A 22,065-nucleotide genomic window follows, 5' to 3' on the forward strand; every position below is an offset into this window, starting at 1 on the left:
TTCACTGACCGGAGCAGCACGAAACACGGCAGTGATGGGTTTTTATTAAGATTATTTTATTTATTAAACAATGAGTTGGTTAATCATTGTTGTGCTTCCTGATAACCAACTTAGGGGCTGTAAAGCGCGCTGTCTGCCATAAAATCATTATGCGGGTATGAGTTTTATTTATGACGGACTGTTCGAAAAGTGCGGCAGCGGGACTGCCGCAGGGAAGAGGTTTAGCAGGAGGAGATCCGTTCGCGGGGATAAAACAATGAAATGACTACGCGGGCATATCCCGGAAACAGTCGTTATCGAGGGTAAGGGTGGCGATTTTCTGCACCGGCCCGCGCATGTTGACCTGAAAATCGCCGCTGAAACGGATGGCGAGTTCACCGCCGGGCATCTGCACGGTAACGGTGTCGTCCACCAGCCCGAGCTTGCGCATGGCGCTGGCCGCCGCACAACTGCTGCTGCCGGAAGCCAGCGTATACCCCGCGCCCCGTTCCCAGATGCCGATGCGGATAGTATTGCGATCAATGACTTGCGCGAACTGCACGTTGGTACGTTTCGGGAAAATCGCCAGCGTTTCAATTTCAGCACCGAGCTGCCTGACCAGATCCAGATCCAGCTTTTCCACCCGGATCACACAGTGCGGATTGCCCATCGACACCAGCGTTGCGCTGAGATTGTGCCCGCCAGCCACCAGCGGTAACGCGAGGGCTTCATCGCCTTCAACCGTTGCGGGTAACGCGGCTGGCGAGAATTTTGCCTGCCCCATATCCACAATCACCTGATGCGCACCTTCGGTGACTTCGCAGCGCACCTGTCCGCCCGCCGTGTTCACCAGAAAGGGTTCATGCGTGACGCGTCCGATATCAAACAGATAGCGGGCGTAAATACGCAGACCGTTGCCGCTTTTCTCGGCTTCTGAACCGTCGGGATTAATAATGCGCAGGGAGGGAATGTCAGCACCGTCATCGTCGATCAGCAGACCGTCGGAACCGATGCCGTAATGGCGGTCGCAGACGCGCTGAATTTGCTGATTGCTGAGCAGGGCGGCGACGCTGTGATGGCAGACCAGATAATCATTACCCAGTCCATGATAGCGGTGAAAAATCATAGTGGTATTTCCCAAATATTTATAATTGATGTGAATAGCTTTAATAGGAAATCTTGCCTGTTTCAATAGCGGCACGTAAATTCAAAATTATCTGTGCGAACTGCTTAGCTGATGTTCGTGATAGCCCGCCATTAACAAGGACTTATTGATGGACATATTTAGTGTTCCACTGGCCGTTCCGCCGCTGAATATCATCACGCCGCGTCTGATACTTCGTCAGTGGCAAAACAGTGATTTCGGGCCTTTTGCTGCAATGAATGCAGATCAGCAAGTGATGGAATTTTTCCCGTCAGTTCTGACCCGTGAAAAAAGCGATGAAATGGCGATCCGCTGTCGGGATTTGATCACGGAACGCGGATGGGGTATCTGGGCGGTTGAGCTGCGTGAAACCGGTGAGTTCATCGGTTTCGTTGGGTTACATACGCCGGGTTACGATTTGCCGTTTACGCCATGTATCGAAATCGGCTGGCGCCTGAGGGCGGATACATGGGGGCAAGGTTATTGCACTGAAGCCGCCCGCGCCGCGCTGGATGCCGGGTTTAACCAACTGGGGCTAAACGAAATTGTGGCCTTTACCGCGCTGCCGAATGTCCGTTCTCAGGCGGTGATGAAAAAACTCGGTATGGCATGTGATCCAAAAGAGAACTTCATGCATCCGGCGCTGGAGGAGGGGCACGGGTTACGGGAACATTGCTTGTATCGGCTAAAACGGGTCTGACTCCCTCCCCTGCGAAGGGGAGGAGTTGAAACCAAAACCGTACGGCTATTGCAGGGGAGGAGCAAACAACTAACTCTGCATCCTCCCCAGTACCGATGCCCCTACTAATCCGCCGTCGGTCAGAAATTTCCCCGGTATCAGCAACGGTTCTGTATAAGTGTGCAGCACACCGCCGCGTACTTTCTCATCCAGCGCCGCGATAAGTTCTTTCGCCGAGGCCAGACCGCCACCTGCCACGATCCGCGAAGGGCCGAGGATGTTGATCAGCAGCGCCAGCGGTTCGGCGACCAGTTCCAGCCAGGCATTCACGGTCAGCGCACAGTCGGGATGCCCCTTCAGCCAGCCGGTCACAATGTCCAGACTGGTATTTTCCTGATGGTGGAAATGCTGATGCAGGCGTTCCATGCCGCGTGCGCCGCCGAGCATGTCGAGGCAACCGGTCTGGCCGCAGCCGCATCTGAGGCGTGGCACGGCATAATGTTTGCCGGCCAGGGTCAGCTCCGTGCGGGTGATCGCACCGTGTCCCCATTCACCGGTGACGCCACCGTGGCCGCGCACCAGCTGGCCGTTGATCACCAGACCGCCGCCGACGCCGGTGCCTAAAATAATCGCCGCGACCACGGAATGATGTTGCGCATTACCCGCATGCGCTTCGGCGAGAGCGAAACAGTCAGCGTCATTGGCGGCAGTGACCGGGCGCTCAAGGGCTACGCTCAGATCATTCGCCAGCGAATGGCCGGTAAACGCGGGGATATTGGTTGCCAGCATTTCACCGGTTTGCGGCGACACCAGACCGGCGGTGGAAATCGCCAGCGGAGTCCCCGCCGGTAAATCCGCGCCGTAGGTATCAATCAGATATTGCATTGCGCCGACAAATTCCTGCCATGAGGCAACGGGTGTCGGGACTTTGCCGCATTCTTCCACTTCGCCGGAACGGCGTGAAACACCAAATTTAATAAAAGAACCGCCGATATCGGCGCAAAAAACCGCAGAGTTCATGAGCGTGTGTCCAGTAAATCTCGCAGCCCGTCGCCCAGTACGTTAAAACCAAGCACGGTCAGCATAATGGCCAGACCCGGGAACAGCGAAAGGTAAATATTTATGCCGAGGAAGTTCCGGCCATCGCTCATCATGGTACCCCATTCCGGCATCGGCGGCTGTACGCCAAGCCCCAGAAATGACAGGCTGGCCGCCGCGAGGATCACCGTGCCGGCGGTCAGGGTGGATTGCACGATAATCGGCCCGATAGCATTGCGCAGAATGTAATGCACGATGATGCGGTAATTCGACAAGCCCAGCGCCTGCGCGGCTTCCACGTATTCCATCTGCTTTAAACCCAGCGTCAGGTTACGGCTCAGACGGGCATACACCGGTATGGCAAACAGTGAAATGGCGATCAGTAAATTCACCAGTCCGCCGCCGAGAATACTGACCACCAGAATGGCCAGTACGATGCCCGGAAAGGCAAACAGCATGTCCATAAACCACATGATGATCATGTCGGTATAACGGCCCGCCATCCCGGCGATAATGCCCAAAGGAATGCCGATGATCATCGCCAGCCCGACGCTCAGCACCACTTCGATAATCGAAATCCGTGCACCGTAAATAACGCGGGCAAAGATATCGCGGCCATAATCGTCGGTACCAAACCAGTGGTCGGCACCCGGCGCAAGCAGGGTATCAATCAGATCCTGTGCGTAGGGATCATGACGGGCGATCAGCGGTGCAAACAAACCCAACAGCACGATCAGGCTGACGATAAACCCGCCCGTCGTGACGGCAGGATGACGCCATAACCAGCGGAACAACCGCAGCGTGCGCGGTTTGCGACGGGGTAATTGCGTGATAATGGCAGACATTAATCGAACCTTATTTTTGGATTCAGGAAAGCAATCAGTAATTCACCGAGCAGGTTCATTACCACCACGCCGCAGACGGCAACCAGCGCCACGCCCTGAATCACCGGGTAATCACGATAGCGCACGGAATCCACCAGCAGGCGGCCGATACCCGGCCAGTTAAAGACGGATTCGGTGACCACCGCGCCACCGATCAGGCTGCCGAAATTGAGCGCCACAATGGTGACAATCGGGATCAGCGCATTGCGGAACGCATGGCTGCAATAGACGGTGGTGGCGGATAACCCTTTGGCGCGCGCGGTGCGGATATAATCTTCCGACAGCACGTCGAGCATGCTCGATCGCGTCATGCGCGCCATCACCGCCATCGGTAAAACCGCCAGCGTGACGGAAGGCAGAATGTAGCTTTTCCACGATGTCGCACCGAGTAACGGCAGCCAGCCGAGATTTACCGAGAAGGTGTTCATCGCCATCAGACCCAGCCAGAAGTTAGCGATCGACGCCCCGGCAATCGCCAGTAACATCACGCCAAAATCCGGCCAGCGGTTGCGATACACCGCGCCTATCATGCCCGCCGGAACGCCAACCGCCACCGCCAGAAAATAAGACAGAATGGCCAGCGCCAGCGTATACGGCATCCGCTCGCCGATTTCCTGCGTCACCGGCTGTTGCGACTGCAACGAGACGCCGAGATTGCCCTGCAACACGTTACCGGCGAAATGCAGATATTGCGTCACCAGCGGTTGATCTAACCCGAGGCGAACGCGCATGGCATCAACGGCTTCCTGCGTGGCTTCAGGCCCGGCCATCAGACGCGCCGGATCCCCCGGAAGCGCGCGGATCGACACAAAAATCAGCATCGACACGCCGATCAGGATGACCGGGAAGGCGATGAGTTTTTTGGCAAGATAGGCTTTCATGGCTATTTTCCACTGTAAATGCTGCGGTTATTTTTTCTGTGCATCTTTCACCACAATTTGTCCGCCGGGGATCATGGTGACGCCCGATACCCCGGTGCCGGTGGCATACAAATCGTTCTGGTAATACAACAGAACCTGCGGCGCCTGCTGGTTAATCTCCTTCTGCGCATCGACGTAAATGGCATTGCGGGTATTTTCATCCAGTGTCGAGGCCGCGTTGTCTAACATTTCATCGAGTTTTGCATCACTGAAGAAGCCCAGATTCGCGCCGCCCGGTGCGAAGCTTTTGCTGTAGTAAAGCGGACGAAGTTGCAGATCGGCGCCATTCGCGCCGGAAGACCATGACGCCAGCACCGCGCCGGTGTTATCGGCCTTTTTACCCGCCTGATCGGCAAACGCGGCTTTCGTCCACACGCCGCTTTCCATGATTTTCACGTCCAGTTTCACCCCGATTTTCGCCCACATGCTTTGCAGCACCTGACCGATACGCGCGTCCTGACCCTGCACGGCAATTGACATCGTAAAGCCGTCGGCAACGCCTGCTTCTTTCAGCAACGCTTTGGCTTTCGCCAGATCCAGCGGATACGGGTTCAGGGTTTTGTCATAACCGGCGGTGACCGGTGCCAGCGGGGAATTCGCCGGTTGTGCGAAGCCCGACATAATGGCGCGCACCAGTCCGTCGCGGTCCGTGGCGTAGTTCAGTGCCTGGCGCACGCGGACATCGCTCAGCGGTTTGAGGTCGGTATTCAGCGCGACCCAGAACACGGCCGCTCCCGGGCTTTCATGCAGACTGAATTTCGGATTGTTTTTCAGTACACGGGCAAATTGCGGAGGGACAGGGTTGATGACGTCGGCTTCACCGGCCTGCAGGGCCATGTTCATGACGGACGGCTCGGCGCTCCAGGTCCATTTGATGTCGTCCGGCCCGGCGGCTTTATCGCCCCAGTAGCCCGGATATTTTTCTTCCAGCACGAATTCGCCGGTTTTGTATTGCACCATTTTGTACGGGCCGGTGCCGACAGCTTTGCTGTCCAGCGTGCCGGTTTTATCTGCCGCCGGACTGACCATCAGACAGGCGCCGGTGGTCAGTAAATTCAGGAAGGCCGGATACGGTTTTTTCAGTTTGAACACGACGGTGGACTCGTCGGTTTTGGTCACGCTGTCGAGGAAGGTGCGCAGACGTCCGCTGGCGGCCAGACCGCGTTTGGTGTCGAGATGGCGGGCAAAGTTGGCGACCACCGCGTCGGCGTTAAACGGCGTGCCGTCGTGAAAAGTCACGCCGCTGCGCAGTTTGAATGTCCACACCAGACCACTTTCATCGCTGCTCCAGGAGGTCGCCAGCGCCGCTTCCGGCTTCAGTTGTGGTGACATGCGCAGCAGGCCTTCATACATCGGATCCAGCACCGTGCCGGTAAAAGTCGCGGTCTGGTTGCCCGGATCCATGCTGCGCGGCGCTTCGTTTTGCATCACGTTCAGCGTGGCGGCAAACACCGGCAGCGAAAAGACGGCGAGAAGTGCGCTGCTCAGCAGCGATAACTGCACGGGACGCCGGATGTAACGGGTAATCTTCATGTTCTGCCCTCTGGGTAAAAATCGGATGAAGTGGCTCTGGCTCAGTCTGCCGGTTCGCTAAAACGCCGGTTTTAATCACAGTTTGTTTTAACAAAGAGATTTCATTAATAGTTCATATGAAATACTTATATCGCAACATTTAGTTTATTTTGTGAACTAATTAGCATTGATATATCCATTTCTACCGTTTAATGTCAATGCAGATGAGCGAAAACTGAGAGCGCCAAAACGAATATGCTAACAACTTTGCAACGTCAGATTTTAGGCGCAGTGAATGCCTCCGGCCATTTGAGCCGCACCGAACTGGCGCAAATCTCAGGAATGAGCAAGGCGGCGATCGGCGGTGTGGTGCGCGAGATGATTGAGGCCGGTTTTCTGCATGAAGCGGAAACGGTGCCGGGCAGCGGGCAGGGCAGACCGTCGGTCAGGCTGGTGGTGCATCCCGACGGGGCGTGGTTTGCCGGCGTTTCTTTGCTGCAAAATCCGGCGCAGATGGCGCTGATCAATTTGCACGGCGAAATCCTTTCGCGGGTGTCTTTTGCGGCCGATGCCGATCCGCAACAGCTGGCAGCGAATATCGCCAGCGCCTTACCGGCATTACTTGAGCCTCATCCCGAGGCGGCAAAAAAGCTGGTCGGGTTGGGCGTGACGCTCTCTGGTCTTATCGATGAACATCAGTCGACCTGCGTGCAGTCGGCGCTGCTGGGCTGGCGGGATGTGCCGCTGGCGAAGCTGATTTCGCAGGCCACCGGCATGGAAGTGGCCATTGAAAATGATGCCAAGGCACTGGCGGTGAGCGAGAAAAGTTTCGGTCAGGCGCGGGATCTCAGCAGCTTTACGCTGGTCAGCCACGGCGCGGGGATTGGCAGTGCGCATTTTATTGCCGGGCAGTTGCATCGCGGTTTGCATGGCGGTGCGGGGGAAATCGCCCACTGTACGCTGGAGCTGAACGGCTCGCCGTGTCGCTGCGGCAAGCGCGGCTGCCTCGACACGCTGGCGTCACTCAATGCGATTGCCGAAATGGCGAAAACGGAGGGGCTGGAGGCCACGACGATCGGCGGGCTGGAACAGCTGGCCATGCAGGGCCAGACGGCGGCCATCCGCATTCTGCACCGCGCGGGTTCTGCGCTGGGTTTAGCCATATCGCATCTGATTCAAATCAATGACCCGGACCTGATCCTGATTGCCCATCAGGACGCCGATTTTTCCGGGCTGTTTGGCACGGTTGTCCATCAGTCTGTGGAGGCCAACGTGCTGCCGGGCAATGCCGGTAAAACGCCGGTTCGCACTTTTACCCTAAACGACGACACCTGGGCGCGCGCGGCGGCGAGTATTGCCGCACACCGCTTTCTGGTCGGTCTGAAGCCTGTCTGAGGAATGAGCAACATGCGTATAGCGGTCAGCGGTATCCATATTGAATGCAGCACTTACAATCCGGTGCTTAATGAGGAAAAGGATTTTACCGTCGTGCGCGATGCGCAGTTACTGGCATCGCCGCGTTTTCGTTTTTTGCAGGATTATCCGGCGACGTTTTTACCGACAATCCACGCCCGCGCCATTGCCGGTGGCCCGGTCGCGCGGGCGACTTACGATAAATTCAAAGCGGAAATGCTGGCAGGATTAGAGGCGCAAAAGCCGTTTGACGGCGTGTATCTGGCGATGCACGGCGCGATGTATGTTGAAGGGCTGGAAGATGCCGAAGGTGACTGGATTGCCGCCGCCCGTAAGGCCGTCGGGCCGGATTGCCCGATCAGCGTCAGTTACGATCTGCACGGCAATGTCTCGCAGCGCATTATTGATGCCATCGATATGTTTTCGACCTACCGCACCGCGCCGCATATCGACGTGGAAGAAACCATGCGTCGTTCTGTCGCCATGCTGGTTAAGCATCTGCAAACCGGCGTGAAACCGACGTTGCTGTGGGTGCCGGTACCGGTGGTGTTACCGGGCGAGCGCACCAGCACGGAAGATGAACCGGCGAAAAGTTTGTACGCCCGTCTGCCTGAAATGGATGAAGTTGACGGCGTGTGGGACAGTTCGCTGATGGTCGGTTATGTCTGGGCGGATGAGCCACGGGCAACGGCGGCGGTGATCATGACCGGCACTGACCGCGCTGTGCTGGAACAGCAGGCGACTCAACTCGCGCAGGCTTACTGGGACGCGCGGGAAGATTTTGTGTTTGGTTGTGAGACTGACACGGTGGAAGCCTGTGTGAAGAAGGCGATTGCCAGTGAAACGCGGCCGGTGGTGCTGGCGGATTCCGGCGATAATCCGACCGGTGGCGGCGTAGGTGACCGCGCGGATGTGTTGCAGGAACTGATCAAACAGTATGCACAAAATACCCTGGTGGCCGGGATTGCCGATGCACCGGCGACGGATGCCGCCTTCAATGCCGGTGTGGGATCCACACTGACGCTGACACTCGGCGCGTCGCTTGATCATTCCAGCCCGCAGGTGAAAGGCGAGTTCGACGTGGTTTTCCTGCTCGACGCACTGACACCGGCTGACCGTCAGGCCGTGCTTCGCATCGGCGGAATTGATGTGGTGGTCTCGGCGCGCCGCCGTCCGTATCACAACATCAGCGATTTCACCGCGCTGGAACTGGATCCGCATAACGCAGACATCGTGGTGGTGAAATCCGGTTACCTTTCGCCGGAACTGGCACCGATTGCCAGCCCGAACCTGATGGCGCTGTCGAACGGCGTGGTCGATCAGTTTGTCGAACGTCTGCCACGCAACCGCAAGCCGCGCAAAACTTTCCCGTTTGATCGTGATTTCAGCTATGTGCCGCAGGTGCAACTTTCCTCCAGGAGCAAATAAGATGAACCAGACCACCGGACAGCCTGTAAACCGTCAGCCCGTGCTGAGCGTGAAGCATCTCACCACCTCGTTTCGCGGCGATGACGACTGGCTGCCGGTGGTGCGTGATGTGTCTTTTGAGGTGTATCCCGGTGAAACGCTGGCGATCGTCGGGGAATCCGGCTCAGGGAAAAGCGTGACGTCGCTGTCAGTGATGCGTTTGCTGAAAGCGCAAAGCAGCCGGATTGAGGGCGAAGTCTGGCTGAATCAGCGCAATTTGCTGACCCTTTCGGATAAGCAGATGCGCGATATTCGCGGCAACGAGATGGCGATGATTTTTCAGGAGCCAATGACCTCGCTGAACCCGACTTTCAGTATCGGCAGGCAGATTGCCGAGAGCCTGAAGCGGCACCGCGGGATGTCGTCGGCGCAGGCGCGGGCGGAAACACTGCGGTTGCTGGAAAAGGTGCGCATTCCCAATGCGGCCAAAAGATTTGATGAATATCCCCATCAGTTTTCCGGCGGTATGCGCCAGCGCGTGATGATTGCGATGGCGCTGGCGCTGAAACCTAAATTACTGATTGCCGACGAACCCACCACGGCGCTGGATGTGACCATTCAGGGACAGATTCTGGATCTGATTAAAACGTTGCAGGAAGAAGAAGGCATGGCGGTGCTGTTTATCACGCACGATATGGGCGTGGTGGCGGAAATCGCTGACCGCACGCTGGTGATGTATCGCGGTGAAGCCGTGGAAAGCGGGGCGACGGAGGATATTTTCCATCGTCCGCAACATCCTTATACCCGCGCGTTGCTGGCCGCCGTACCGACACTCGGCTCAATGCAGGGGCGTGGCTGGCCGTTACGGTTCCCGCAAATCAATCTGCAAACCGGTGAAGCGAGCGTGCCGGAGGAAGTGGCGGGAACAGTCGATACAGGGCTGACGCCTTTGCTGTCGGTGAAAAATCTCAGCGCCCGTTTTCCGGTTTATGGCGGTATTTTCAGCCGCCAGGTCGGTGCGGTGCATGCGGTGGAAAACATCAGCTTTGATTTATTTCAGGGCGAAACGCTGTCACTGGTCGGCGAATCAGGTTGCGGGAAATCGACCACCGGCCGCGCGGTAACCCGTCTGCTGAAACCGCACAGCGGGGCGATCGATTTTGATGGCTTTGATGTGATGAATCTGGGAAAACGTGACGTTTTGCAGATGCGCCAGCGTATCCAGATGATTTTTCAGGATCCGTTTGCCAGCCTGAACCCGCGTATGCGCGTTGGCGACGCACTGATCGAACCGATGCTGCAACACAAACTGCACAACCGCCGTGATGCCAGAGAGAAAGCCGCTTCACTGCTGCAAAAAGTCGGGCTGTCACCGGACATGCTGCGCCGTTTTCCGCATGAGTTTTCCGGCGGTCAGCGCCAGCGGATTTGCATCGCGCGCGCCCTGACACTGGATCCGAAAGTGATTGTCGCCGATGAATCCGTCTCTGCGCTGGATGTCTCCGTGAAAGCGCAGGTGGTGAATCTGCTGCTCGATTTGCAGGAAAGCATGAATCTGTCTTATCTGTTTATTTCGCACGATATGGCGGTGGTCGAAAGGGTGAGTCATCGCGTGGCGGTGATGTATCTCGGGGAGATTGTGGAGATCGGCCCGCGTGCGGCGATATTCGATAATCCGCAGCATCCGTACACACGCAAACTGATGGCGTCAGTGCCGGTGCCGGATCCGTCGCGCAGAATGCTGAAACGACAAATGCAGGTGGATGAACTGAAAAGTCCGGTACGCGACAACGGCTATATTCCACCGCAAAGGCAGTATCAGGAAGTGTCAGCAGGACATTTTGTTCAGATTTAATATAACAGGAAGGTTTTTCTACAGAGAAACTCGAGGATGAATCTGGAAGATGGTGGTGGGGGAAGGATGACCCGGCCTTTGGCCTCGCCCTGCGGGTCGTTGCTGCGCAACGCTGTCTCGCTTCGCTCGGCTCAAACCTTCGGGTCGAAGGTTCTCTATCCTTCCCGATTTGTATTTTTATTTTGGTTTGGAGTTTTCGAAAGAGGCGGGAATATCTGGAAGATGGTGGTGGGGGAAGGATTCGAACCTTCGAAGTCGATGACGGCAGATTTACAGTCTGCTCCCTTTGGCCGCTCGGGAACCCCACCACAACTTTTGTGGCATTTACTACTTACTTCTGGCCTAAATCATCATGTGCTACATGGATGATTTTTGTCGCTGCAGCGGTTAGCTGCGAACGGGGCGCATAATACCAAATAAGCCGAAGGTGTAAAGCGCTGAAAGCGATAATAAAGTTTGTTTGCGGTTTTTTTGCCCTTAACGGTGTTTCTCTGAGCGAAAAACACCGTCAGGACGCGGATTACAGAATGACGGTACGGTTTCCGTAAACAAACACGCGTTGTGCCAGCACACGGTATAACGCGCGGCTGAGCACGTTTTTCTCAACGTCACGCCCGGCACGCATCATATCTTCGGCGGTATAGGTGTGATCGACGTTAATCACGTCCTGCATGATGATCGGGCCTTCATCCAGATTGTCATTAACGTAATGCGCCGTGGCACCAATCAGCTTCACACCCCGCTCATACGCCTGATGGTACGGACGTGCGCCAATAAAGGCAGGCAGGAACGAGTGGTGAATGTTGATCACCTGATGCGGATAATGCTGCACAAAGCCCGGTGTCAGCACACGCATGTATTTCGCGAGAACCACATAATCAGGCTGATACTGGTCGATTTGCGCAATCATCGCGCTGTCGTGCTGTTCGCGGGTCAGACCGTCGTGGCTCACCAGATGGAACGGAATATCAAAGCGTTCCACCAACGTTTGCAGGGTATCGTGGTTGCCGATCACCGCCGCAATTTCCACATCCAGTCCGCCATACGCAGCTTTCATCAGCAGATCACCCAGACAATGGGCTTCTTTGGTCACCAGGATCACGATACGGCGACGACCGGTGCTGTTCAGTTCACGCACGGAACCCGCAGGCAGCGCGCTGTCGAGATCGGCGAGCAGGGTGGTGTCGTTGAAGATCCCTTCCAGCTCGGTACGCATAAAGAAACGTCCGGTGCGGTGATCCACGAATTCGTTGTTCTGCACGATGTTCAGTTCGTGCTTGTAGCAAATGTTGGTAATTTTGGCGATCAGACCTTTTGCATCAGGGCAAATGGTGCGTAATACCTTGGTTTGTACGTTCTGTTGCGGCATGAGGGAGTGGATCCTGTCCAAGACTTAAAATAATACGGTTGAATTATTTACCGCAGCACTTCTTATATTTTTTACCCGACCCGCACGGGCAGGCGTCGTTGCGGCCTGTCTGCGGTTTAATTCCGTCGATATAGTACCAGCGATCTTTCAAACGAAGAAATCGCGAACGCTCGTGGATCAAATGAAGGGAGTCGCTGCCGGTTTCGGTAAATCGCGCCGCAAACTCAACGAATCCTTCATTCGCATCGCGTCCTTCCGACTGGCTGATCACCTGCAAACCCTGCCAGTGCGTGCTGGCAAAGCCTTCCTGTAAACTGTCACGCCATTGTTCGGGTTGACAATCCGGGTGCCAGGTGGCGATCAGATAACTCGCATTTTTCAGGACGTAAGCAGTGTAGCGTGATCGCATCAGCGCGGACGGTGTCGGCGCCACGCGGGTCTCAGAAATGTATGGCTGGCAACATTCTTCGTAAGGAAGATGGCTGCAACATGGGCAAAGTTCTGACACGGAAACTCCTGATTCGCAGGGCTTACACATTCAATAGCGCAGGTTGCGCTATTGAATGCACCAAAGCGATATGTTACCTAACAACCTCGCCGGGTGACAACGCGCTTCCCCGCTGATTCTAACGCTATGTGCAATATAAGGTCATCAGATGAGCAGAAAAGTCACCATTGGTCTTGCCCTCGGTTCGGGAGCGGCGAAAGGGTGGGCGCACATCGGGGTGATCAATGCCCTGAAAGAAATGGATATAGAGATAGATGTGGTGGCCGGTTGTTCGGTCGGCGCACTGGTCGGCGCGGCGTATGTCAGCAACAGGTTACCGGCCATTGAAAGCTGGGTGCGGTCTTTCAGCTACTGGGATGTGTTGCGGCTGATGGATTTCTCCTGGAAACGTGGAGGATTGTTGCGCGGCGAGCGCGTGTTTAACGCCGTCGGGCAGTTGATCCGCATCGATGAATTCGAGAAGTGTTCGAAGAAGTTTGGTGCCGTCGCCACCAACCTGAGTACAGGACGCGAGTTGTGGCTGACCAAAGGGGATTTGCATGAGGCTATCCGCGCCTCGTGCAGTATGCCGGGGTTGCTGGCACCGGTGTGGCACAACGGTTACTGGCTGGTGGACGGCGCGGTGGTGAACCCGGTGCCGGTCTCGCTGACCCGGGCATTAGGCGCGGATATCGTGATTGCGGTCGATCTCCAGCATGATGCGCATCTGATGCAGCAGGATTTGCTGACCGTGCAGCCGACCGGCGAAGCACTGAATACTGACAAAGAAGTGAGCTGGCGTGACCGGATCCGCCAGCGTCTGACCCGGCCAAATGCCCGCAAGCCGAATGTCAGTCCGTCAGCGATGGAAATCATGTCGACCTCCATTCAGGTGCTGGAAAACCGGCTCAAGCGTAACCGCATGGCAGGCGATCCGCCTGATGTGCTGCTTCAGCCCTATTGTCCGCAAATTTCTACGCTGGATTTCCACCGGGCAGAAGAAGCCATCGAAGCGGGGCGTCTTGCCGTTGAAAAACAAAGAGAGCAATTGCTGCCCCTGATAAAAAATAGACAGTTCTGAACGGCTTAAAATGTGTTTGGATGAATCTGACAATTCTGCCAAGCAAAAACGGGCTTTATGAGCCACTATTAGAATAAGAAATTCTGGGGGACCCTGATGGACAAGCCACTTACAAGCAAGCATATTCTCATCGTTGAAGACGAAGCCGTTTTCCGATCCATACTTGCTGGCTATGTAAGTTCACTGGGTGCCACCTTTACCGAAGCTGAAAATGGTCTTGAGGCTTTGTCTCTGGTCGAAGACTACCCGCCTGATCTGATCCTCTGTGATTTAGCCATGCCTGAAATGGGGGGCATGGAGTTCGTCGAAAATCTGCGCTTGCAGGGGATTAAAATTCCTGTTCTGGTGATCTCCGCCACCGACAAAATGACCGATGTCGCCTCTATGCTACGTCTCGGTGTAGAAGATGTCCTGCTTAAACCGATTAACGATCTCAACCGGTTGCGTGAAGCCTTACTTTCTTCTTTATACCCAAAGCTGTTTTCATCCCAGGCGATGGAGGAGAGTTCGCTGGTGCAGGACTGGGAGGCGCTGTGCCGTAATCCCAACGAAGCACAACGCCTGTTACAGGAATTGCAGCCGCCGGTTCAGCAGACGCTGGCGCATTGCCGCATTAATTACCGTCAGCTGACCAGTGCGGAAAATCCGGGGCTGGTGCTGGATATTGCCGCGCTGTCTTCCAAAGATCTGGGCTTCTATTGTCTGGACGTCACCCGCGCCAGTGAAAATGGTGTGCTTGCCGCTTTATTGTTACGCGCAATCTTTAACAGCTTATTACGTGAGCATTTAAGCAATCAGAATCAGCGATTGCCGCAGATGTCTACGCTGCTCAAACAGGTCAATCATTTATTCAAGCAGGCGAATCTGGAAGGGCAATTTCCTTTGCTGCTGGGTTATTATCACGCCGGTTTCAAAAATCTCATTCTGGTTTCTGCGGGTTTACATGCCAACGTCATTACCGGCAGCAATATGATCCAGCTCAGTAACGGTGTCCCGCTGGGAACGACCGGCGCGACATACTCCAATCAAATCAGTCAGAAATGTGATGCCTGGCAGTGTCAGGTCTGGGGATCGGGTGGGCGTCTGAGATTAATGCTGTCTGTAGAATGAGCGGATTTATTGTTGTTGATAATAATACGTTAATAATATTGAGTATTTTTTCTGCACGTTATTAGGCCTGCATTTTCCATTTCAATCTTCTAAGACCTATCTTAATGCAAAATATGCCTTTGCAGGCGCACTCCTGTGTGAAACTGGTATAATGCGTGCGGAAAATTCTAGAACGGTAATTTATGTTGTTTGGACAAAACAAATAGGAATTCGCTGATGAAAGTAACAGTTTTTGGTATCGGTTACGTAGGACTTGTTCAGGCTGCGGTTCTTGCAGAAGTCGGGCATGAAGTATTGTGCATCGATGTGGATGCAAAGAAAGTAGAAAACCTGAAAAACGGGCAGATTCCAATTTTCGAACCAGGCCTGACTCCACTGGTTCAGCGCAACTATGAAGCAGGGCGTCTGCTGTTCAGCACCAATGCGGCTGAAGGCGTGGCGCATGCAACGGTCCAGTTTATCGCCGTGGGAACTCCGCCGGATGAAGACGGTTCTGCTGACCTGAAATATGTGACTGCGGTGGCGCGTACCATTGCTGAACATATGACTGAACCTAAAGTCGTGATTGATAAGTCAACCGTTCCTGTCGGTACTGCGGATAAAGTGCGCGCGGTCATGGCAGAAAAACTGAAAGAACGCGGCGTTGATATCAGTTTCGATGTGGTCTCCAACCCGGAATTCCTGAAAGAAGGTGCCGCAGTTGCTGACTGTATGCGACCTGAGCGTATCGTCATCGGTACGGATAACCCGGATGCCATCGACCCGATCCGTGAACTCTACGAACCCTTTAACCGTAATCACGATCGCATGATTCTGATGGATATCCGCAGTGCTGAGCTGACCAAATATGCGGCGAACTGCATGCTGGCAACCAAAATCAGCTTCATGAACGAAATGTCCAATCTGGCAGAGATGCTGGGCGCGGATATTGAGAAAGTGCGTCAGGGCATCGGTTCAGACTCCCGCATTGGCTACCACTTCATTTACCCTGGCTGTGGCTATGGCGGCTCCTGCTTCCCTAAAGATGTGCAGGCGCTGATCCGCACTGCTGAGCATATTGGCTATCAGCCAAAACTGCTGCAGGCTGTGGAGCAGGTGAATTATCAGCAAAAATATAAACTGCCCGCGTTCATTCAGCGCCATTTTGGCGAGGATCTGAAAGGCAAAACGTTCGCTCTGTGGGGCCTTTCCTTTAAACCTAATACCGACGACATGCGTGAAGCATCCAGCCGTGTATTAATGGAACAGCTCTGGGCTGCAGGCGCAAAAGTAAAAGCTTACGATCCGGAAGCCATGAATGAAACCCAGCGTATTTACGGTCACCGTGATGATCTGGAATTGATGGGCACCAAAGAATCCGCGTTACAGAATGCTGATGCGCTGATTATTTGTACTGAGTGGCAGAGTTTCCGCGCCCCGGATTTCGATGTGATCAAAAAAGCTTTAAAAGAACCGGTTATCTTCGACGGTCGCAATTTATTCGATCCTGAACGTTTGGAAAAACGCGGATTTACTTACTACGGCATCGGCCGTGGCGCATCAATCAATCCCGTTTTGTAAGGAGTTTTCATGAAATATCTGGTCACCGGCGCGGCGGGCTTTATTGGCTTCTATGTGTCACAACGTTTGTTGGCGGCCGGTCATTCTGTTATCGGCATTGATAACCTGAACGACTATTATGACGTCAATCTGAAACTTGCCCGCCTGGCGCAGCTGGAAAATAAAGACGGCTTTGAGTTTATTAAGCTGGATTTGGCTGATCGCGAGGGTATGGCGGCATTGTTTGCTGAACAGCGTTTTGAACGTGTTATCCATTTAGCGGCGCAGGCGGGTGTCCGATATTCAATCGAAAATCCTCTGGCTTATGCTGATTCAAACCTGACAGGATTTGTTAACGTTCTCGAGGGCTGTCGCCATAATAAGGTGGGGCATTTGCTTTATGCCTCATCCAGTTCAGTTTATGGTCTGAACAAAAAACAGCCTTTTTCGACGGATGATTCTGTAGACCATCCTGTTTCGTTGTATGCGGCGACCAAAAAAGCCAATGAATTAATGGCTCACACCTATTCACATCTTTATAGCTTACCTACCACCGGATTACGTTTCTTTACCGTATACGGTCCGTGGGGACGCCCTGATATGGCTTTGTTTAAGTTCACCAAAGCAATACTGGCGGGTCAGAGCATTGATGTTTATAACCACGGTGAAATGCGTCGCGACTTCACTTATATCGACGATATCGCCGAAGCCATTGTTCGTTTGCAAAACGTTATTCCGCAGGCTGATCCTGACTGGACGGTGGAGAACGGTTCCCCGGCCAGCAGTTCAGCACCGTATTGCGTGTATAACATTGGGAATAGCAATCCGGTGAAGCTGATGACGTATATCAGTGCGCTGGAAAAAGCGTTAGGAATTGAAGCAGCGAAGAATATGCTGCCAATGCAACCCGGCGATGTACACGAAACCAGTGCGGATACTGCGCCATTATCCAAAGCCATTAACTTTAAGCCTGAGACGCCGGTAGAGCAGGGCGTACAGCGTTTTGTTGACTGGTATCGGGACTTTTATCAGGTGTAAGTCGGGATGTTTTGCTTACTGAAAGGTCGCTGATGCGGCCTTTTTTTATGGAATCAGTTAAATCTTATGGATATTTATTCCATGACGGTAGCGGGTGTTTTATCTGCATTTTTTGTATTTGTCAGAAGAATATGACAGCCTATTAAAAACAAAAAGCCCATCATAAAGATGGGCTTTTTAGTATTAACTCGAGGGTTAATACGGGCAATTACAGCAGGAAATCGTCCAGTGATTTGCCTTGCTCTTCGATTGCTTTTTTGATCACGGCTGGAGTACGGCCCTGGCCGGTCCAGGTTTTGTTTTCGCCGTTTTCATCAACGTATTTGTATTTAGCCGGACGTGCAGCACGTTTAGCTTTACCGGTTGCTTTAGTCGCTGCCATAGTTTGCAGCAATTCATTTGGATCGATGCCGTCAGCAATCAGCATTTCGCGGTATTGTTGCAGTTTACGGGTACGCTCTTCAATCTCAGCAGCTGCCTGAGAATCTTCTTCGCGACGCTCGTTCACAACAACTTCTAATTTTTCCAGCATCTCTTCCAGAGTTTCCAGAGTGCATTCTCTCGCTTGCGCGCGCAGAGTACGGATGTTGTTCAGAATCTTTAATGCTTCGCTCATTATACTAGTCTCAAATTATATTGGTGGGGGGCGTTTGGCTAATAATAGAATGCTCTTCTGTATTCTGCAATAGCCAATTTGTTTACCTGACCTTAATTTACGCATTTAAAGCAAATAACGTTTCCGGAAGGGTAAATATAGCCAGGTCCATTCACGCTATTTATCTGAGGGGGATTACCCTATTTTCAATACTCAGTCGGGGGTAATTGTTGCGTTACGTATGCTGTTTTATAAGCCTGCGATTGTTCACAAATTTAAACGCAAAGTGAAGTTATGTTATGTAAGGATATGGAAAAACAGGGCACTAAGGCCGCGCTGCCACAAAAGCCTCTCTGTGATAAAGCATTCTATTCATCAGGATGAATGTATAGACAAACCAATAACCCTGCGGTATTTGCATATAAGAAATGCGGTCTTTACGGGTATTGAGGCGAGGTGATAACAAGATATTGTTCCATGCCATTATAATTTTTGATTGTAAGTTTCTGTGATTTTTTTAAATGAGACGGTTGTATCCGTTGCGGATTACCCAGATGACGCGCGTTGTTATCGACTGCCGGGCATGTGGTACAATGCACACCGAAAATTTACGCCATCCATTACTTTATGGGGTCACTCCTTCATGGCTCAGCTTTATTTCTATTACTCGGCGATGAATGCCGGTAAATCCACCTCGTTGTTGCAATCTTCATATAATTATCAAGAACGTGGTATGCGCACGCTGGTACTCACTGCCGAATTAGACCACCGCTTTGGTGTGGGCAAAGTCAGTTCACGCATCGGCCTGTCATCGCCTGCAGAACTCTACAATAAAGAGACTGAACTCTTTAACCTGGTCGCTCAGGAGAACCGTTCACAGCGTCTGAGTTGCGTCCTGATTGATGAGTGTCAGTTCCTTACTAAGACTCAGGTTTCACAGCTCACGGATGTGGTGGATGATTTAGACGTGCCGGTGCTCTGTTATGGCTTACGCACAGATTTTCGTGGGGAGCTTTTCGAAGGCAGCGAATATTTGCTGGCGTGGGCGGATAAGCTGGTGGAGCTTAAAACCATCTGCCATTGTGGCCGTAAGGCAAACCGCAACCTGAGACTCGATGAAAAGGGCAATGCTCTGCACGATGGTGCACAGGTCGTTATCGGGGGGGATGAAAGCTATGTGTCTGTGTGTCGCAGACACTACAAGGAAGCGATGGCCGCGTTAGACATAAAGGATAATGACCCGCTTCTCTGAGGCTTTTAAAATCCCCTGTCAGCATTGTCAGTATGACGCATAAAAAAACCCGCCTTTTCAGCGGGTTTTTTACTATCAGAATCTCAGCAGATTATTTTTTGCTGGTTTTCTTTTCAGCTTTTGGCGCAGGAATAACCACTTCTTCTGCCACATCTTCGCTGAATTCACGGCCGTAGTAAGTATCCATCAGGATCTGTTTCAGCTCAGCAATCAGTGGGTAACGTGGGTTAGCACCGGTACACTGGTCATCGAAAGCATCTTCAGACAGTTTGTCTACTTTAGCCAGGAAGTCAGCTTCCTGAACGCCTGCTTCGCGGATTGAGGTTGGGATACCCAGTTCCGCTTTGATTTCATCCAACCATGCCAGCAGTTTCTGGATTTTCTGTGCAGTACGGTCACCAGGTGCGCCCAGACCTAAATGGTCGGCAACTTCTGCGTAACGACGACGCGCCTGAGGGCGGTCATACTGACTGAAAGCAGTCTGTTTAGTTGGGTTATCGTTGGCGTTATAACGGATAACGTTGGAAATCAACATGGCGTTAGCCAGGCCGTGTGGAATGTGGAACTCAGAACCCAGTTTGTGGGCCATTGAGTGACAAACCCCAAGGAAGGCGTTAGCAAACGCGATACCTGCGATAGTCGCCGCGTTGTGAACACGTTCACGGGCAACCGGATTTTTAGCGCCATCTTTGTAGCTGGCTGGCAGGTTTTCTTTCAGCAGTTTAAGCGCCTGCAGAGCCTGACCATCTGAATATTCGTTTGCCAGTACAGAAACGTACGCTTCCAGTGCGTGAGTCACCGCATCCAGACCACCGAAAGCACAAAGTGATTTCGGCATGTTCATGACCAGGTTGGCATCAACGATAGCCATGTCCGGGGTCAGCGCATAGTCAGCCAGTGGGTATTTCTGACCTGTCGCATCGTCAGTCACCACAGCGAACGGTGTGACTTCTGAACCAGTACCTGAAGTGGTAGTGACAGCGATCATTTTCGCTTTCACGCCCATTTTCGGGAACTTGTAGATACGTTTACGGATATCCATAAAGCGCAGAGCCAGATCTTCAAACTGAGTGTCCGGATGTTCGTACAGAACCCACATGATTTTGGCCGCATCCATCGGTGAACCACCACCCAGCGCAATGATGACGTCTGGTTTGAAGGAGTTCATCTGCTCAGCACCTTTACGAACAATGCTCAGTGTTGGATCCGCTTCCACTTCGAAGAAGACTTCAGTTTCAATACCGTGGCCTTTCAGAACACTGGTGATCTGGTCAGCGTAACCGTTATTGAACAGGTAGCGGTCAGTCACGATGAAGGCGCGTTTTGCTCCATCGGTCGCCACTTCTTCCAGTGCGATTGGCAGAGAGCCACGACGGAAGTAGATAGATTTCGGAAGTTTATGCCACAACATGTTTTCTGCTCGCTTCGCTACAGTTTTCTTGTTGATCAAGTGTTTAGGACCGACGTTTTCAGAGATGGAGTTACCACCCCATGAACCGCAACCCAGCGTCAGAGAAGGAGCAAGTTTGAAGTTGTACAGGTCACCGATACCACCCTGAGAAGCCGGGGTGTTAATCAGAATACGTGCTGTCTTCATTTTGTTGCCAAAATAGTTAACACGTTCTGGTTGGTTGTCCTGGTCAGTGTACAGACAAGAGGTGTGACCGATACCGCCCATTTCTACCAGTTTCTCTGCTTTAGAGACCGCATCTTCAAAATTCTTCGCGCGGTACATCGCGAGGGTAGGGGACAGTTTTTCATGTGCGAAGGGTTCAGATTCGTCAACAACACTGACTTCACCGATAAGCACTTTGGTATTTGCTGGCACTTTGATGCCGGCCATTTCAGCAATTTTCACCGCTGGCTGACCCACGATTGCCGCATTCAGGCCGCCGTTTTTCAGGATGATGTCTGAAACCGCTTTCAGTTCTTTCCCTTGCAGCATGTAGCCACCGTGGGAAGCGAAACGTTCGCGAACTGCGTTGTAAGCAGATTCAACCACGATAATGGACTGTTCAGACGCACAGATAACGCCGTTATCGAAGGTTTTGGACATCAGAACGGAAGCCACGACACGTTTGATATCTGCAGTTTCATCAACGACAACCGGGGTGTTACCCGCGCCAACGCCGATGGCTGGTTTACCAGAGCTGTAAGCTGCTTTCACCATGCCCGGGCCGCCTGTTGCCAGAATCAGGTTCAGGTCAGGGTGATGCATTAACTGGTTAGACAGTTCTACACTTGGTTCATCAATCCAGCCGATGATGTCTTTTGGCGCACCCGCAGCGATGGCAGCTTGCAGGACAATATCCGCAGCTTTGTTCGTTGCATTTTTAGCACGTGGGTGTGGGGAGAAGATGATGCCGTTACGGGTTTTCAGGCTGATAAGCGCTTTGAAAATCGCAGTAGAAGTTGGGTTAGTAGTCGGAACGATACCGCAAATCAGACCAATTGGCTCTGCAATGGTGATGGTACCGAAAGTGTCATCCTGACCCAGGATGCCACAGGTTTTTTCATCTTTGTAGGCATTGTAGATATATTCAGAGGCGAAGTGGTTTTTAATCACTTTGTCTTCGACGATACCCATTCCGGATTCTTCAACAGCCAGTTTCGCCAGCAGAATTCGAGAATCGGCAGCAGCCAGGGCGGCGGCAGCGAAAATCTTATCGACTTGCTCTTGACTGAAGTTGGCATATTCGCGCTGTGCTTTTTTGACCCGAGCGACGAGTGCGTTCAGTTCAGCGACATTTGTTACAGCCATAA

The 22,065-nt window shown here is 53.1% G+C and carries 18 protein-coding genes, 1 tRNA gene and 1 other RNA gene; 9 read left to right on the forward strand and 11 right to left on the reverse strand.

Going from position 1 to position 22,065, the window contains the following annotated elements:
• Positions 1 to 265 precede the first annotated feature (265 nt).
• On the reverse strand, positions 266 to 1,105 hold the full coding sequence (gene dapF / locus EYY67_RS08455; protein ID WP_131693309.1) for a diaminopimelate epimerase: 840 nt from the start codon (positions 1,103 to 1,105) through the stop codon (positions 266 to 268).
• Between the two features lie 148 nt (positions 1,106 to 1,253).
• Here dapF and EYY67_RS08460 point away from each other — a divergent pair, with 148 nt between their 5' ends.
• The gene (locus EYY67_RS08460) at positions 1,254 to 1,823 is read left to right on the forward strand and encodes a GNAT family N-acetyltransferase (RefSeq protein WP_119827384.1); all 570 of its coding nucleotides are present in this window, start codon (positions 1,254 to 1,256) and stop codon (positions 1,821 to 1,823) included.
• Between the two features lie 69 nt (positions 1,824 to 1,892).
• On the opposite strand, the gene EYY67_RS08465 is transcribed toward EYY67_RS08460, so the two are convergent.
• The 4 genes from EYY67_RS08465 to EYY67_RS08480 are packed head-to-tail and all read right to left on the reverse strand — an operon-like array spanning position 1,893 to position 6,177.
• On the reverse strand, positions 1,893 to 2,822 hold the full coding sequence (locus EYY67_RS08465) for an ROK family protein (protein WP_131693310.1): 930 nt from the start codon (positions 2,820 to 2,822) through the stop codon (positions 1,893 to 1,895).
• On the reverse strand, positions 2,819 to 3,685 hold the full coding sequence (locus EYY67_RS08470) for an ABC transporter permease (protein WP_095921628.1): 867 nt from the start codon (positions 3,683 to 3,685) through the stop codon (positions 2,819 to 2,821). Before EYY67_RS08470 ends, EYY67_RS08465 begins: the two co-directional genes overlap by 4 nt.
• Positions 3,685 to 4,605, reverse strand: coding sequence for an ABC transporter permease (locus tag EYY67_RS08475; protein WP_095921629.1), 921 nt, complete (start codon positions 4,603 to 4,605; stop codon positions 3,685 to 3,687). The genes EYY67_RS08470 and EYY67_RS08475 overlap by 1 nt, the downstream gene beginning before the upstream one ends.
• Positions 4,606 to 4,632: 27 nt before the next feature.
• Entirely contained in the window at positions 4,633 to 6,177 is a 1,545-nt protein-coding gene (locus EYY67_RS08480) for an ABC transporter substrate-binding protein (protein WP_131693311.1), read from the reverse strand.
• Positions 6,178 to 6,411: 234 nt separating this feature from the next.
• On the opposite strand from EYY67_RS08480, the gene EYY67_RS08485 reads away from it, so the two are divergent.
• Genes EYY67_RS08485 through EYY67_RS08495 form a run of 3 tightly spaced genes read left to right on the forward strand, consistent with a single transcriptional unit; the run spans position 6,412 to position 10,831 of the window.
• Positions 6,412 to 7,551, forward strand: a complete 1,140-nt coding sequence (locus EYY67_RS08485; RefSeq protein ID WP_095921631.1) for an ROK family transcriptional regulator — start codon at positions 6,412 to 6,414, stop codon at positions 7,549 to 7,551.
• A gap of 12 nt (positions 7,552 to 7,563) precedes the next feature.
• The gene (locus tag EYY67_RS08490) at positions 7,564 to 8,997 is read left to right on the forward strand and encodes a M81 family metallopeptidase (RefSeq protein WP_131693312.1); all 1,434 of its coding nucleotides are present in this window, start codon (positions 7,564 to 7,566) and stop codon (positions 8,995 to 8,997) included.
• Between the two features lies 1 nt (position 8,998).
• Positions 8,999 to 10,831 carry an ABC transporter ATP-binding protein gene (locus tag EYY67_RS08495; protein ID WP_131693313.1) on the forward strand — a complete coding sequence of 611 codons (1,833 nt, stop codon included), beginning with the start codon at positions 8,999 to 9,001 and terminating at the stop codon, positions 10,829 to 10,831.
• A 50-nt stretch (positions 10,832 to 10,881) separates the two neighbouring features.
• On the opposite strand, the gene EYY67_RS08500 is transcribed toward EYY67_RS08495, so the two are convergent.
• From EYY67_RS08500 to EYY67_RS08515, 4 genes are all read right to left on the reverse strand, one after another.
• Positions 10,882 to 11,011, reverse strand: a non-coding RNA gene (locus EYY67_RS08500) — RtT sRNA.
• 43 nt (positions 11,012 to 11,054) lie between these two features.
• Positions 11,055 to 11,139: transfer RNA gene (locus tag EYY67_RS08505), tRNA-Tyr, on the reverse strand.
• 212 nt (positions 11,140 to 11,351) lie between these two features.
• A complete protein-coding gene (gene purU / locus EYY67_RS08510; RefSeq protein ID WP_013575956.1) occupies positions 11,352 to 12,200 on the reverse strand; it encodes a formyltetrahydrofolate deformylase in 849 nt (282 codons plus the stop codon).
• Positions 12,201 to 12,243: 43 nt separating this feature from the next.
• Positions 12,244 to 12,708: a YchJ family protein gene (locus EYY67_RS08515; protein WP_131693314.1), complete on the reverse strand. Its 465-nt coding sequence runs from the start codon at positions 12,706 to 12,708 to the stop codon at positions 12,244 to 12,246.
• Between the two features lie 148 nt (positions 12,709 to 12,856).
• Here EYY67_RS08515 and rssA point away from each other — a divergent pair, with 148 nt between their 5' ends.
• The 4 genes from rssA (at position 12,857) to EYY67_RS08535 (ending at position 17,455) form a co-directional block, all read left to right on the forward strand.
• Complete coding sequence (gene rssA / locus EYY67_RS08520) at positions 12,857 to 13,768, forward strand: patatin-like phospholipase RssA (RefSeq protein ID WP_095921635.1); 912 nt, start codon at positions 12,857 to 12,859, stop codon at positions 13,766 to 13,768.
• A gap of 96 nt (positions 13,769 to 13,864) precedes the next feature.
• Complete coding sequence (gene rssB, locus EYY67_RS08525; protein ID WP_131693315.1) at positions 13,865 to 14,878, forward strand: two-component system response regulator RssB; 1,014 nt, start codon at positions 13,865 to 13,867, stop codon at positions 14,876 to 14,878.
• A gap of 216 nt (positions 14,879 to 15,094) precedes the next feature.
• Entirely contained in the window at positions 15,095 to 16,438 is a 1,344-nt protein-coding gene (locus tag EYY67_RS08530; RefSeq protein ID WP_095921637.1) for a UDP-glucose dehydrogenase family protein, read from the forward strand.
• 9 nt (positions 16,439 to 16,447) lie between these two features.
• Complete coding sequence (locus EYY67_RS08535) at positions 16,448 to 17,455, forward strand: NAD-dependent epimerase (protein WP_095921638.1); 1,008 nt, start codon at positions 16,448 to 16,450, stop codon at positions 17,453 to 17,455.
• A 208-nt stretch (positions 17,456 to 17,663) separates the two neighbouring features.
• Here the strand turns inward: EYY67_RS08535 and hns are convergent, their stop codons facing one another.
• Positions 17,664 to 18,071, reverse strand: coding sequence for a histone-like nucleoid-structuring protein H-NS (gene hns, locus EYY67_RS08540; protein ID WP_013575950.1), 408 nt, complete (start codon positions 18,069 to 18,071; stop codon positions 17,664 to 17,666).
• A gap of 622 nt (positions 18,072 to 18,693) precedes the next feature.
• Here hns and EYY67_RS08545 point away from each other — a divergent pair.
• Positions 18,694 to 19,302, forward strand: a complete 609-nt coding sequence (locus EYY67_RS08545; RefSeq protein ID WP_131693316.1) for a thymidine kinase — start codon at positions 18,694 to 18,696, stop codon at positions 19,300 to 19,302.
• 91 nt (positions 19,303 to 19,393) lie between these two features.
• Here EYY67_RS08545 and adhE read toward each other — a convergent pair whose 3' ends face one another.
• Positions 19,394 to 22,063, reverse strand: a complete 2,670-nt coding sequence (adhE, locus tag EYY67_RS08550; protein WP_119827368.1) for a bifunctional acetaldehyde-CoA/alcohol dehydrogenase — start codon at positions 22,061 to 22,063, stop codon at positions 19,394 to 19,396.
• Between the last annotated feature and the right edge of the window lie 2 nt (positions 22,064 to 22,065).

It is taken from the genome of Rahnella victoriana, from assembly GCF_004330295.1.
Taxonomy (GTDB): domain Bacteria; phylum Pseudomonadota; class Gammaproteobacteria; order Enterobacterales; family Enterobacteriaceae; genus Rahnella; species Rahnella victoriana.